Origin of the sequence: Cellulomonas sp. RIT-PI-Y (assembly GCF_025642745.1) — a bacterium.
In the GTDB taxonomy this organism is placed as follows: Bacteria; Actinomycetota; Actinomycetes; order Actinomycetales; family Cellulomonadaceae; genus Cellulomonas.
Genome location: NZ_JANZKP010000078.1, coordinates 1 through 12,583 on the forward strand (window position 1 = coordinate 1; position 12,583 = coordinate 12,583).

General features: G+C 74.0%; 13 protein-coding genes and 1 tRNA gene. 3 read left to right on the forward strand and 11 right to left on the reverse strand.

Features of this window, described 5'->3' with window-relative positions:
* Positions 1–15 precede the first annotated feature (15 nt).
* Complete coding sequence (locus OGL89_RS16230) at positions 16–2,571, forward strand: LuxR C-terminal-related transcriptional regulator (RefSeq protein ID WP_263121211.1); 2,556 nt, start codon at positions 16–18, stop codon at positions 2,569–2,571.
* A 21-nt stretch (positions 2,572–2,592) separates the two neighbouring features.
* Here the strand turns inward: OGL89_RS16230 and OGL89_RS16235 are convergent, their stop codons facing one another.
* The 6 genes from OGL89_RS16235 to OGL89_RS16260 all read right to left on the reverse strand — a co-directional run bounded on the left by OGL89_RS16235 (position 2,593) and on the right by OGL89_RS16260 (position 7,747).
* Complete coding sequence (locus OGL89_RS16235; RefSeq protein WP_263121212.1) at positions 2,593–3,654, reverse strand: hypothetical protein; 1,062 nt, start codon at positions 3,652–3,654, stop codon at positions 2,593–2,595.
* Positions 3,642–4,313: a response regulator transcription factor gene (locus OGL89_RS16240; RefSeq protein ID WP_263121213.1), complete on the reverse strand. Its 672-nt coding sequence runs from the start codon at positions 4,311–4,313 to the stop codon at positions 3,642–3,644. The genes OGL89_RS16235 and OGL89_RS16240 overlap by 13 nt, the downstream gene beginning before the upstream one ends.
* An 86-nt stretch (positions 4,314–4,399) precedes the next feature.
* Positions 4,400–4,921, reverse strand: a complete 522-nt coding sequence (locus tag OGL89_RS16245; RefSeq protein ID WP_263121214.1) for an O-acetyl-ADP-ribose deacetylase — start codon at positions 4,919–4,921, stop codon at positions 4,400–4,402.
* Between the two features lie 48 nt (positions 4,922–4,969).
* Entirely contained in the window at positions 4,970–6,577 is a 1,608-nt protein-coding gene (locus OGL89_RS16250; RefSeq protein ID WP_263121215.1) for a hypothetical protein, read from the reverse strand.
* 371 nt (positions 6,578–6,948) lie between these two features.
* Positions 6,949–7,043: transfer RNA gene (locus OGL89_RS16255), tRNA-Ser, on the reverse strand.
* A gap of 32 nt (positions 7,044–7,075) precedes the next feature.
* Positions 7,076–7,747, reverse strand: coding sequence for an NUDIX hydrolase (locus OGL89_RS16260; RefSeq protein ID WP_263121216.1), 672 nt, complete (start codon positions 7,745–7,747; stop codon positions 7,076–7,078).
* A gap of 82 nt (positions 7,748–7,829) precedes the next feature.
* Between OGL89_RS16260 and OGL89_RS16265 the strand changes: the two genes are divergently transcribed.
* Positions 7,830–8,840: an SPFH domain-containing protein gene (locus tag OGL89_RS16265; protein ID WP_263121218.1), complete on the forward strand. Its 1,011-nt coding sequence runs from the start codon at positions 7,830–7,832 to the stop codon at positions 8,838–8,840.
* A gap of 1 nt (position 8,841) precedes the next feature.
* On the forward strand, positions 8,842–9,735 hold the full coding sequence (locus tag OGL89_RS16270) for a hypothetical protein (protein WP_263121219.1): 894 nt from the start codon (positions 8,842–8,844) through the stop codon (positions 9,733–9,735).
* 3 nt (positions 9,736–9,738) lie between these two features.
* On the opposite strand, the gene OGL89_RS16275 is transcribed toward OGL89_RS16270, so the two are convergent.
* The 5 genes from OGL89_RS16275 to OGL89_RS16295 form a co-directional block, all read right to left on the reverse strand.
* Complete coding sequence (locus tag OGL89_RS16275) at positions 9,739–10,146, reverse strand: PIN domain-containing protein (protein ID WP_263121220.1); 408 nt, start codon at positions 10,144–10,146, stop codon at positions 9,739–9,741.
* A 94-nt stretch (positions 10,147–10,240) separates the two neighbouring features.
* The gene (locus OGL89_RS16280; RefSeq protein WP_263121221.1) at positions 10,241–10,894 is read right to left on the reverse strand and encodes an ATP/GTP-binding protein; all 654 of its coding nucleotides are present in this window, start codon (positions 10,892–10,894) and stop codon (positions 10,241–10,243) included.
* The gene (locus OGL89_RS16285; RefSeq protein WP_263121222.1) at positions 10,875–11,249 is read right to left on the reverse strand and encodes a DUF742 domain-containing protein; all 375 of its coding nucleotides are present in this window, start codon (positions 11,247–11,249) and stop codon (positions 10,875–10,877) included. Before OGL89_RS16285 ends, OGL89_RS16280 begins: the two co-directional genes overlap by 20 nt.
* A gap of 8 nt (positions 11,250–11,257) precedes the next feature.
* Positions 11,258–11,701, reverse strand: a complete 444-nt coding sequence (locus OGL89_RS16290; protein WP_263121223.1) for a roadblock/LC7 domain-containing protein — start codon at positions 11,699–11,701, stop codon at positions 11,258–11,260.
* On the reverse strand, positions 11,698–12,583 hold an 886-nt coding region (locus tag OGL89_RS16295), incomplete at its 5' end, for a hypothetical protein (RefSeq protein WP_263121224.1). The genes OGL89_RS16290 and OGL89_RS16295, both read right to left, overlap by 4 nt.

The following is a 12,583-nucleotide window of genomic DNA, read 5'->3' on the forward strand; positions in this document are numbered from 1 at the left end:
GCCGAAGGAACTCAGATGACCACCACCCGCTCGGAGATGTCACCGCTGCTGGAGGGCAATGAGGACACGCTCATCGCGGTCCGCCGCTGGCTCTCCCTGAACCGTGACGTCATCATCACCGGCGATGTCGGCTCCGGCCGCAGCCTGGTGCTCTCCGAGCTCCTGACCCGGGCGACCCAGCAGCGCTCGGGCACGGTCCTGATCCGCGCCGCCGGGGACAGCCCGCTCTCCGCCTTCATCACGCAGCAGTCCTTCGCGCAGACCACCTCCGGGAACACCGTCGGCGAGGCCACCTCCTGGCTGATCAGCGAGTTGGAGGGCCGGCACGGCGTGCTCCTGGTGGACGACCTGGACGACCTGGACTCGGTCTCGGCCGCGGTGATCGCCCGGGTGCTGCGCGGGTCGGAGATCGCCCTGGTCGCCACGGCGCGCTCGGCCCGGCTGCAGGACCTGCCTCCGGCCCTGATCCGGTTGCTCTCGGAGCGCGCACCGGCGGTGGAACGCCTGGTCGGGCTCGGGTTCCAGGGGATCTACCGGCTGATCGCGCAGGCGCTCGGCGGACCGGTGGACGTGCCGCTGGCCTCCGCGGTGCTGTCCCGGTCCGGCGGCAACCCGCGGGTCGCGCTCGCCCTGGCGAGCGCCGCCCGGCACTCCCGGGTCATCGACCGTGACCGCGGGGTGTGGCGCAAGGTCGGGCAGTTCGACGATGTGCCCGGCGAGCCGGTGGCCAATGCCCTGCTCGGCGGCCTGTCCGACACCGACGTGCGGGCGCTGGAGCTGCTGTCCTGGCTCGGTCCGGTGCGCGAGGACACCGCCACCGCCCTGCTGGACCGGGAGTCGGTGGTCCGGCTGCGCGGCGCCGGACGGGTGATCGAGCACCCCGCCGGCCCCGGGGAGGACACCCTGATCACCGTGGCCCCGCCCGCGCTCAGCACCGCGCTGCGCTCCCGGGTCGACGACGCCACCGCCAACGAGTTCGCCCGCACCGTGACCACGCTCTGCGGTGACGACGTGCCCCTGCCCTATCTGGCCGAGCGCAAGGTCAGCGATCTGCTGCGCGGCGCCGGTCACCGGGCGGAGCAGGACTACCACCGGTGGTCCGCCGAGCTCGCCGACCTGGCACTGGCCGACGCCGCCGCAGCGGAGGCCGCCCTGCACCGCGAGTGGCAGCTCACCCCGACCGTCACGGCGGCGAACGACTACCTGCAGGTCCTGATGCGCCGACCGGCACGGGCCCTGCTCGAGGCGGTGTTCACCGAGACCCGGATCACCGGCGAGGAGGCCGAGGGCGATCTGCTCCGCTTCTGCCTGCAGCGTGCGCAGTGGGCCGCCTGGTCCGACCTGTCCGCCGCGGAGAAGGCCGCGTTCCCGTTCGCGGACGACCCGCGGTTCGCCGAGGTCGTCCAGCGGCTCACCTCGCTGCGCACCGCCGTGTACGAGGGCCTCACCCCCGAGGCGACCAGCTGGCCGGTCCCGGAGCCCACCGGCATCGTCTGGGTCGACGCCTGGTTCGCCGTGGTGGTCGCCGGCGCCCTGCTGGACGCCGGTCGGCCGGACCTCGCCCTGGAGCACGCCGACCTGCCCGGCACCGCGCTGCCCCGGACCGCCGTCGACTACGCCGAGGGCATCCGGGCGTTGAGCCTGCTCATGCTGGGTCAGATCGAGGAGGCCGAGCACTGGTCGCGCCACCTGCTGGAGACCGCCTACGAGGCCCGGGACATCAACGGCGTGCGGGTGCACGCCGCTGTGCTCACCGAGGTCCTGACCTTCGCCGGTCGCGGGCACGAGGCTTGGCGGGTGCTGAACACCTCGCTCGGGCTCGGGACGCCCGGTCCGGCCGGGAACTCGTTCTACCGCCGCGGGCTGAGCATCGGCGCCGCGATCCAGGCGGCCGACTGCGCCGACGACCTGGTCACCCCCCTGGCCCGCGAGCTCGCCCTGCGGCCCACCGCGATGTCCGCCGTCTGTCCGCTGCAGCCGATCGCGCAGGCGGCTCTGGACCGGGCGACCGGGGAGGAGCTGGTCGCGTCCCGCCGCCTGGAGCAGGCCGGGCTCGAGGCCGCCGACCAGGGCAGGCTGGGCTGTGCCCTGCTGTTCTGGTTCGCGCAGGACAACCCGCCGTCGCCGGAGACCGCGCAGCGGATCGAGGACGTCGCCGCCCGCAGCCGGATCCCGTTGTTCGACCCGTACCTCGCGTTGGGCCGTGCGGTGGTGGCACGGGACACCGATCTGATCTCCGCGGTGCTGCCGCAGGTGAGCCCGGTGATCTCGCCCGGTCTGGTCACCGGCGCGGTCCACCTGCTCCGGCGGGACGGTGTGGACCGGGCGGGGCTGGTGCGCCGCGAGGTGCCCACGGCGCACTCGATCCACCACGACGACCAGCTGCAGCGGCTCAGCGCCCGTGAGCGCGAGGTCGCGGTGCTGGCCCGCCGTGGGCTGACCAACCGGGAGATCGCCCGGCGGCTGATGCTGTCGATCCGCACCGTGGAGAACCACATGGCCTCGGTGCTGCGGAAACTGGGCGTCCGGAGCCGCGACGGTCTGCGGAACTGGTCGTTCAGCGACTCGTGAGCGCGTGCGGGCCGGGGCCGGTCAGCCGATCGGCAGTTCCACCCGCAGGCGGGTCCCCGCCGGACCGTTCCCGAGCACGATCCGGCCGCCCCGCGGCTCGAGCCGGGCACGCTGCCGCAGCAGACCCGACTCGGTCGTCCCGCCCGTCGGCAGGCCGACCCCGTCGTCGTCGAGCGTCGCCACCAGCGCGCGGTCCGCGACCGACAGATCGAGGGAGATCCGGGTGGCGTGCCCGTGTTTGAGCGCGTTGGTCAGCCCCTCCTCGATCACCGCGGCCACGATCAGCCGGTCCGCGATCGGCAGCGCCTGATCCAGCTCACGGACGCCCTCCCCCAGGTGGAACGAGGTCGCCACCGAGGTCGGCAGCCGGTCCAGCAGCAGGCCCAGCGCCTGCGCCAGCCCGAGGTCCAGGCCGGTCGGGAACACCTGGTGGCTGATCACCCGGACGTCCTGCTCGCGCACGGTGTCGACCATCTGCGCCCAGGCCCGCAGCGCGTCCGCCCGCTCGGGCCGGCCCTCCTGATCCGACTCGGCCGCCAGCTGGTCCAGGCCGGCGCCGACCAGCACCAGCCGGTTCTGCACCGCACCGTGCAGGTGCTCGGAGACGTCGCGGCGCAGCTCCGCCTCGTCCGCCTCCACCGCCTCCCGGGCCTCCTGCTCCGCCTGACGGCGAGCGACCAGCGCACTGACCAGGATCGCCGGGCTGGCCACCATCAGGTAGGCCAGGGTGTTGATCCCCAGGACCAGGAGTTCACTGTGCGTGTCGCCGGCCAGCGGCAACACCCGCTGGTCGACCACCGTCCGCAGCGCCGCGAAGACCACGGACAGTGCCAGCACCGCGATCAACCGGATCGAACGTCGCCGGCTCGGCAGCTCGCCGACCAAGCACACCGCGACCAGCAGCACGCCGCCGACCAGGGTGATCACGCCGATCGCGGCCTCCTGAGCGACGGTGTTCACGTCGTCCGGATCCCAGGACACCCGGACCGCCACCACCAGCATCGACCAGAGCGCGGCATTGACCACACCGACGACGGCCGCCGCCCGCAGCGCGTCGCGCGGAGCGGGCCTCAGGGCGCCCACGACCGCCCGGTCTCCCGCAGGAATCGCAGCACCGCCGCCACCCGGCGGTTGGCGTCGCCGCCCTCGATCTCCAGTCGGCGGTAGATCGCCAGCAGATGGCTCTCCACCGACCGCGGGGAGATGTTCAGCCGGTCGGCGACCGCCTGGTTGGACAGCCCCTCGGCCACCAGCCGCAGCACCTGCAGCTGCCCGGCGGTCAGGTCGGCCACGTCGGTCCCGGCCCGCGGCACCGAGCGCTGCACCAGCTGCGGGTCGAGCACCACCCGGCCCTGCGACGTGGCGATCACCGCCTGCACCAGCACGTCCCGGGCGAAGGCGGAGCGCTTGGACAGGTAGCTCCACGCGTGCTTCACCTCGTCCTGCACCGTGGTGAAGACGCCCATCATGTCGTGGCTGGACAGCAGGACGATCCGGATGTCCGGGTCGATCCGCTCCAGCTGGAGGCCGAGCGCGATCCCGTTGCCGTCGGCCAGGTTGATGTCCAGCAGGGCCACGTCCGTGCTGCCCCGCGTGATGGCCAGCCGCGCCTCGGTCACCCCCGGCAACGCGTGCACGACCCGGACGCCCGGCGTGTTCCGGAAGGTCTGTTCCAGCATCCCCAGGAGCAGCGTCTCGTCCTCGACGATGCTCACCCGCACGGCCCGCTGTGGTCCCGTCATCCCCAACTCCCACCCGACCTGCGTCGATGCACTGAGGGTGACGTTACGGGCTCGGGCGGGACCCGGCCACAGGCGGGACCGGCCGCTCACCGGCCCGGGTCGTCGAGCGCCGCCCGGAACACCGCCAGCACCGGATCGGAGAACAGCACGAACCGCACCAGCTCCACGTCCGTGCCTGTCCGGTCCCGCACCGCCGCGACCGCTTCCCGCGCGACCTCGGCGGGGTCCCAGCCGTACACGCCCGCGGACACCGCCGGCATCGCCACCGTGCGCGCCCCGATCCGTGCCGCCTCGTCCAGGCTGTTCCGGAAGCAGGCGCGCAGCAGCGCCGGATCGGTCTGCCCCCGGTGCGCGTTCGGGCCGACGGTGTGGATCACCCACCGGCAGGGCAGCGCGCCCGCCCCGGTCGCCACCGCGGCCCCCACCGGCAGTCCGTCCGGAAGCGTGGTCCGGCGCAGCGCACGGCAGGCGGCCAGCAGCTCGGGCCCGGCGGCGGCGTGGATCGCGCCGTCGACGCCGCCCCCGCCGAGCAGGGAGGAGTTCGCGGCGTTCACGATCGCGTCCACCCGCTCGGCGGTGATGTCCCCCCGGATCGCCTCGATGTCCATCGCCCACGACCGTACGGGGTCGTGGCGAGAGGCGCAGCCGTCCGCCGGTCAGGACCTCCGGCGACGGGCGACCAGGATCAGCCCGCCGGTGAGCGACAGTCCGAGAGCCACCACGAGGGCCGCCAGGGCCGGGACACCGGTGATCGCGAGGATGCCGGCGTGCTCCGGGGCGGTCGTGGTCGGATGCTCCGGGGACGGCGCGAGGATCTGGTTCGAGGGCGTGGTCGGCGCCGCGTCCGGGACGACGACCGGGTCCACCGTGACCGGGTCGACCACGTCCGGGTCGACCGTGCCCGGGTCCACTGCGTCGGGGACCGCCGGGTCCGGCTCCACCGGATCGGGGACGACGGGGTCCGGGACCACCGGGTCCGGCACGGACGGGAGCACGGTCAGCGTCGCGGAGCCCGACGCGACGCTGCCCACGTCGTTGGTGAACACAGCCCGGAACCGGCTGCCCGAGTCGCCGGCCTCCGTGACCGGCAGAGTGAGTACGGTCCCGGTCTCTCCGGGCAGGTCGATCCAGGTCCTGCCGTCGTCGTCGCTGCGCTGCCACCCGGTCGCGTCGGACTCGGTGGCAGTGGCGGTGAACGCCGCCGGCTCCCCGACCATGACGGTGACGTCCGCAGGTTGGTCGACGACCCGCGGCGCTCGCACCGCCCGGAGCACGCTCACCACACCGGACGAGTCGATCGAGCTGACGACGGCGAGGCCGCGTGTGCCGTCGACCGCGACCCGGTAGGCACTCGGGACCGCCAGCGTCCCGGTCAGCTCGCCGGTGCCGGCATCGACCAGGCCGACCGTGCCGCCGGCGAGGAACGGTGCGGTCATCAGGACGGTCCCGTCGCCGTCGTCGGCCATGTAGTAGGTGTTCGTCAGGTCGACGGTCCCCACCTGGGTTCCCGTGGCCACGTCGACCACGGCGGCCGCGGCCCCGAGCTGCTGGGTGACGAAGGCGCGCTCCCCCGAGGTGGAGAAGGCCACCTGGTGCGCGGACCTGAACCCCGACCAGGTCGCCCGGACGTCGCCGGTCGCCGGGTCCAGGACCCAGACAGCGCTCTCGCCCACCGCGTACAGCAGCGTGCCGTCCGGGCTCTCGACCACCCGCTCCGCGGACAACGGCAGGGGAATGGTCCCGCGCACCGTGGGGGCGAGCGGGTCGGTCAGGTCGATCAGGGTGAGTGCGGCGAGACCCGACGGGGAACCGACGTACGCGATCCGCGACGTCGCAGAGACCGTGACACCGTAGAGATGGGAGCCCACCGCCACGGAGGCGACCACCGCCGCCGCGTCGGGGTCGACCATCTCGACCCGGCTCTCCGGGTCGGCGACGCCGACCCGGCTCACGGTCACGACCAGCAGCCCGCTGACCGGATCGAGTGCCATCTGACGCGCCACCCGCGTCCCCTCGCCGATCGGCACGTCCGCGATCGTCGTCAGCGTGTCCGCGTCGATCATCCGGATCAGATGCGCGTTCGGCACCATCACGTAGAGGATCCCTCGGTCCGGGTCCGCCACGACGTCGCTGGTCTGGTTCGGCATCCGCAGGGAGTCGACCACGCGATAGGACGGGGACCCGGCCGCGGCGGTGCCCGCGCCGGGGAGCAGCAGGGCCAGGGCGGTGAGGCACCCGGTGAGCAGGGCGACGACGGCACGCATGGGACGGGCTCCGTTCGGGTGGGGGTCGGTGACTCGACCATCCCGCGCCGATCGCGGTCGGCGCCCGGGCTCTGCGTGGTACCACGGGGAACCGGGCGGGTTCCACGGCCCTGCGGCCCCGGACATGACGATGCCCGTCGCCAGGAGGGGGTTCCGACGACGAGCACCGTCGTTCGATGGCGGAGGGCGGGACCGGAACCGGCCGTGCCCCGTCGTCCGCGCCTGTCCCGCGGGCCGTGAGCCCGCGCGGTGACGGCATCCCGCCGTGATCAGCGTCCGGGGTGGGACCCACCCCGTTGTCGCCAGTCCTGCCCGTCGTCGACCGTGGCCGACGAGGCTCAGCGTAGGCATGTCGGGCGTCGTCCGCCCGGTGGCGGAGGGCGTGGGATTCGAACCCACGAGGACGGGGGTGTCCCGCCCCAACGGTTTTCAAGACCGTCGCTTTCGGCCGCTCAGCCAGCCCTCCCGGTGCGCGGTGAGACTACCAGCGGGTTCGGGTCAGTCCCGGGACAGCGGCGGGAGGATCACGGTCGCGTCCCCCAGCCGGAAGACCGCCGCGGGGCGGCCCCGGCCCTCGGATCGGCGCTCGCCGGTGTCGACCAGCAGATCGGGCACCGAGGTGACCTTGCGGTGGAAGTTGCGCGGGTCGAGCGGTCGCCCCCACACCGCCTCGTAGACCGCCCGGAGCTCGGCGACGGTGAACTCCGGGGGGCAGAACGCCGCGGCGAGCGGGGAGTACTCCAGTTTGGCCCGGGCGCGGTCGAGTCCGTCGGCGAGGATCCGGTCGTGGTCGAAGGCGAGTCCGTCGACCTCGTCCACCGGCACCCAGGCCGCCTCGGTCGCGTCGGTGCCGGCGGCGGGCTCGGGAAGATCCGGGGCCAGCACCAGGTGCGCGACCGACACCACCCGCGCCCGCGGATCGCGCCGCGGGTCGCCGTAGGTGGCGAGCTGTTCCAGGTGTGCGGCGGGCTGCCGGACACCGGTCTCCTCGGCCAGCTCACGTTCGGCGGCGTCGTGCAGGTCCTCGTCCGGGCGCACGAATCCGCCGGGCAGCGCCCAGCGGCCGCACCAAGGGTCCTCGCCACGCCGCACCAGCAGGACGTGCAGGCGCCCGGACCGGATGGTGAGCACCACCAGGTCCACCGTGACCGCGCACCGGGGGACGTCCATGACGGCGAGCCTATCTCGTCAGCTTGACGACAAACACCTCCGGGCTTATCGTCGTGGTGACGACAAATCTGGGAGGGTTCCGATGGCCACCATCACGCACTACCCGTTCCTGCGGCACCTGCGGGCGGCGCCCACGTCGCACATCGTGCAGCTGCACGGCGGCACGGTCCGTCGTTCCGGCGCCGGCCTGGCGTTCTGGTTCCGGCCGCTGACCGCGGTGCTGTCCGAGGTGCCGCTGGACGACCGCGAGCTGCCGCTGGTCGCGCACGCCCGGACGGCCGACCTGCAGGAGGTCACCGCGGAGGTCACGGTGTCCTACCGGTTCACCGATCCCGAGCTGGCCGCCACCCGGCTCGACCTGTCGATCTCCCCGCGCAACGGGGCCTGGAACGGCACTCCCCTGGAGCAGGTGGCCCACCTGCTCGGCGAGCTGACCGCCGGGCACGTGATGGACGCACTGGCCGGGGTCACGCTCCGCGAGGCGATCTCCTCCGGCACCGGGCCACTGCGGGAACGGGTCACCGCCGCCCTGCTCGCCGACGACCGGGTGCACGCCACCGGCATCACGATCCTGGGCGCGCGGATCCGCTCGGTGCGTGCCGACGCGGACCTGGAACGGGCGTTGCAGACGCCCGCCCGCGAGTCCGCGCAGTCGGAGGCCGACCGGTCCACCTACGAGCGCCGCGCGCTCGCCGTCGAGCGGGAGCGGGCGATCGCGGAGAACGAGCTGAGCAACCGGATCGAGCTGGCGGGGCGCGAGCAGCAACTGGTGCTCCAGGAAGGCACCAACGCGCGGTCCCGCGCGGAGGAGGCCGCGGCGGCGGCACTGATCGAGACCCGGTCGCAGGCCGAGCGCCGCGCGGTCAGCGCCGCCGCCGACGCCGACGCGACCCGGCTGCGCGGTCAGGCCGACGCGGACGCCCAGCGCGCCCTGCTCACCGCCCAGGCTGAGGTGCCGCAGGAGGTGCTGATCGCGGTGGCGCTCAAGGAGCTCGCCGCGCACCTGCCGCAGGTGGGTCAGCTGACGGTGACCCCGGACCTGCTCACCGGCGCGCTGGCCGCCCTCGGTGCCCGCACCCCGGGGGGCGAGTGAGATGAGCCTGGCGCCCCGGGCCGTGCTGGTGCACCGGCGCAGCGAGCTGGAGGAGCTGATCGACCGGCACGGCACCCGCGGTCAGGTCGAGTTCTTCCTGCGCACCCGGGGTCGGACGCTGGGCGAGGTCCAGGAGCGGCACGACGCGCTGGACCAGGCGTTGACCCGGACCCGGTCGGCGGTGCCGGTGGACTGGCGGCGCGGGGAGGTCGAGCGGGGGGATCTGCACCGGTTCACCTTCGATCCCGGCGACCTCTGCCTGGTGGTCGGGCCGGACGGACTGGTGGCGAACACGGCCAAATACCTGGACGGCCAGCCGGTGATCGGCGTCGACCCGGAGCCGGGCCGCAATCCCGGGGTGCTGGTCCGGCACCGGGCGGAGCGGGTCGCCCGGCTGTTGCACGCGGTGACCGGCGGATCCGCGGCGATCGAGGCCAGGGCCCTGGTCCGGGCGACGTTGGACGACGGCACCGGACTGGAGGCGCTGAACGACGTCTTCGTCGGGCACCGCTCGCACCAGTCGGCGCGGTACCGGCTCACCCTGCCCGAGGGCGGCGGCGAGCGGCAGTCCTCCTCCGGGCTGGTCATCACCACCGGCACCGGGGCCACCGGCTGGGCCACCTCGCTCGCGCGCGGCCGTGCCGACGCGCCGCCGCTGCCCGCGAGCTCGGCGGACACCCTGGCCTGGTTCGTCCGCGAGGCCTGGCCGTCGCCGACCACCGGCACCGACCACACCGCGGGACTGCTCGCCGCCGGCGCGCGCCTGGAGGTCGTGGTCGAGTCCGACGCACTGGTGGTGTTCGGTGACGGGCTGGAGGCCGACCGGCTCACCGCGACCTGGGGGCAGACCGTCTCGCTCGGGGTGTCGGACCGCCGACTGCAGCTCGTGCTCTGAGCCTCAGCCGGACCAGCCCGCGGGCATCCCGGGGGCCAGCACCGTCAGGTGGTACATCCGGGCCACCTGCGCCAGCCGGGGGTCGTAGGTGGCGATCGTGTCCACCTCGGGGTGGGCGGCGGCGACCCCGAGGTGCAGCGCGCCGAACGAGGACAGCACCCCGGTGACCATCGACGCGAGCTTCAGCGCCTGGTCGAAGTAGCGCACCTCCTCCAACCGGTCCGCGACGTCGAGCGCACGCATGCGGACGGACGCCGGGTGCCCGGCGGCCGCGGCGCGCAGCTCGCTCAGGGACAGCGACGTGACGAGGAGGTCCGACTCCCGCTCCGCTGCCCACCGGCTCCACTCGTCGGACTGCGGAACGCCTGTCAGGTAGCGGACGAGCGCCGAACCGTCGGCGTAGACCCGCACGTCGGCAGCCTATCCGGGTAGGTGGTGCGCGAGCGGTCCGGGGTACGGCTCGGCCCGCCGTACCCAGGGGGTGACGGCGGGCCGGTGAGTGGTGTCAGGCCGCTCGCAGGCGCTGCATGGCCAGCTGCACCAGCTGGATCAGGCTCTGCTTGGTGGCGTCCCGGGACCGGGCGTCGGTGTAGAGCACCGGCACGTGGTCCGGGATGGCCAGCGCCTCGCGGACGTCCTCCAGGCGGTGCTTGGCGATGCCGTCGAAGCAGTTGACACCGACCACGAACGGGATGCCGCGCGACTCGAAGTAATCCACCGCGGGGAAGCACTGGTCCAGCCGGTCGGTGTCGACCAGGACCACAGCGCCGATCGCACCGCGCACCAGGTCGTCCCACATGAACAGGAACCGGTCCTGGCCGGGGGTGCCGAACAGGTACAGCCACAGCGACCCGGGCAGGGCGATCCGGCCGAAGTCCATCGCCACCGTGGTGGAGGTCTTCCGGTCCGAGACGCCACCGGCGTCGTCGATGCCGACCGAGTGCTCGGTCATGGCCGCCTCGGTGTTCAGCGGCTCGATGTCGGAGATCGACCCGATGAAGGTGGTCTTGCCGACCGCGAAGCCACCGGCGACGACGATCTTGACCACCGTCGGAGCGCCGCCGGGCTGCTCGCCGGGACCGGCGGTCCGGGCCGCGGGCATCGCGGGCGCTGCGGCCGCCACCGTTCCGGCGCCGGCGTCAGAGGGCGGAAATGCCATTGAGAACACTCTCCAGCACGCTGAGGGACAGGGCGGGCGACTGGCCGGTGCGGACCTCGACCGGGCTGGAGCCGTGCACGCGCACGAACCCCGCCTCGACCAGGTCCGACACCACGACGCGGACGACGCCGAGGGGCAGGTGCAGCAACGCGGACAGCTCGGCCACCGAGATGTAGCCGTGCGAGGCGTGCTGCAGGATGGCGCGCTTCTCCGGGGTGAGGCCCTGACCGGCCACCCCGCCCGGAAGCAGCTCGACGAGCGCCTCCAGCGGGTAGTCCGACCGGTCGGAGCGCACCCGGCCGCCGGTCACGGCATACGGCCGGACCGTGCGGGTCTCGAACTCGCTCTCGCTCATCTCGGGCCTCAGACCGGGCGGGTCGCGCCGTCGACGGGGAGGGAGGAGCGCATCTCGGTGATCAGCTGCGGGGTCAGCGTGGCCTCGGTGCGCGAGACCAGCATCGCCATCTCGTAGCCGATCAGGCCCACGTCGCAGGTGGCGTCGGCCACCACGGCCAGGACCGAACCGTTGGACACGCTCATCAGGAAGAGGAACAGGTTGTCCATCTCCACGATCGACTGCCGGACGTCCCCGGCGCGCAGCTGCCGTGCGGCGCCGCGGGTCAGGCTGGACATCCCGGCGACGATCGCCGCGAGCTGGTCGCCGTTGGTCCGGTCGAGCTGCTCGGACATCGCCATCAGCAGACCGTCGGCGGAGACCACCAGCGTGTGCCGGGTTCCGGGCACGGTCCGGACGAAGTTGTCCAGCAGCCAGCCGAAGTTGGCGGCCTCGGTGCTGAGGGTGGTCACGCATCCTCCTTGCGGACGGCAGCCGACGGCTGCGGGGTCGGGGTGGCGGACGACTGCCGCGGGGCGGCCGTCATGAGATCGCCGGTGGACGGGGCGACCGCGTCGTCCGCGTCGCCGTCCGCCAGTGCGCGACGCCCGCGTCGGGTGCCGGACTGGAAGCTGGAGAGCCGGTCGCGCACCGCCTGGGCGTCCCGCGGGGCCGAGGAGGCCGACGGTGCGATCTCCGGGGCCTCGGGCACCGCGTGGGGCGTCCGTCGGACGAGGGAGGCGGCGGGCCGGTCGACCGACTTCGGTCGGTACGCGGACAGCTGGCTCAGCTCGCTCAACGCCTGCTCCTGGATGTCGGCCCGCATGGCGAGCGTGGACGCGCCCTGGGCGCCGAACGCCCCGGCGCTGAGATCGGACTCGGCCTGCTGCGGTGCCCACCCGGTGGTCGCCGCGGTGGTCGTCGGTGCAGCGGTCGCCGGCGCGACGGTCGTCGGCGTCGGGGCGCTGCCGCGGGCGGACCAGGACGAGGCCCACGAGCTCATGTCCCGGCGCTGACCGGCGGCCGGCACGGTCGGGGTGTCCTCGACCGGCGCGGGCACCTCGGCGCGGACCCGGGTCGGCAGGGCGGCCGGAGCAGCGGTCGAGGGCGCCGACTCGGCCGTCGGCTCGGCGGGAGCCCAGGCGGCCTCCTGCGGGGCCCACGTCTGGTCGGGCGCGGACCGGGCGGCCCAGCCCTGGTCGGCGGCGGGCTGCGGGGCCCACCCGGCGTCGGCGACCGGTGCCGGTCCGGGGGTGACGGTCCAGGACTGGTCGTCGACGGTCGGCGCCGGGGCGGACCAGTCGGTCTGCGGGGCGACGACGTCGGTCCGCGGCTGCTCCTCCTGCGGCGCCCAG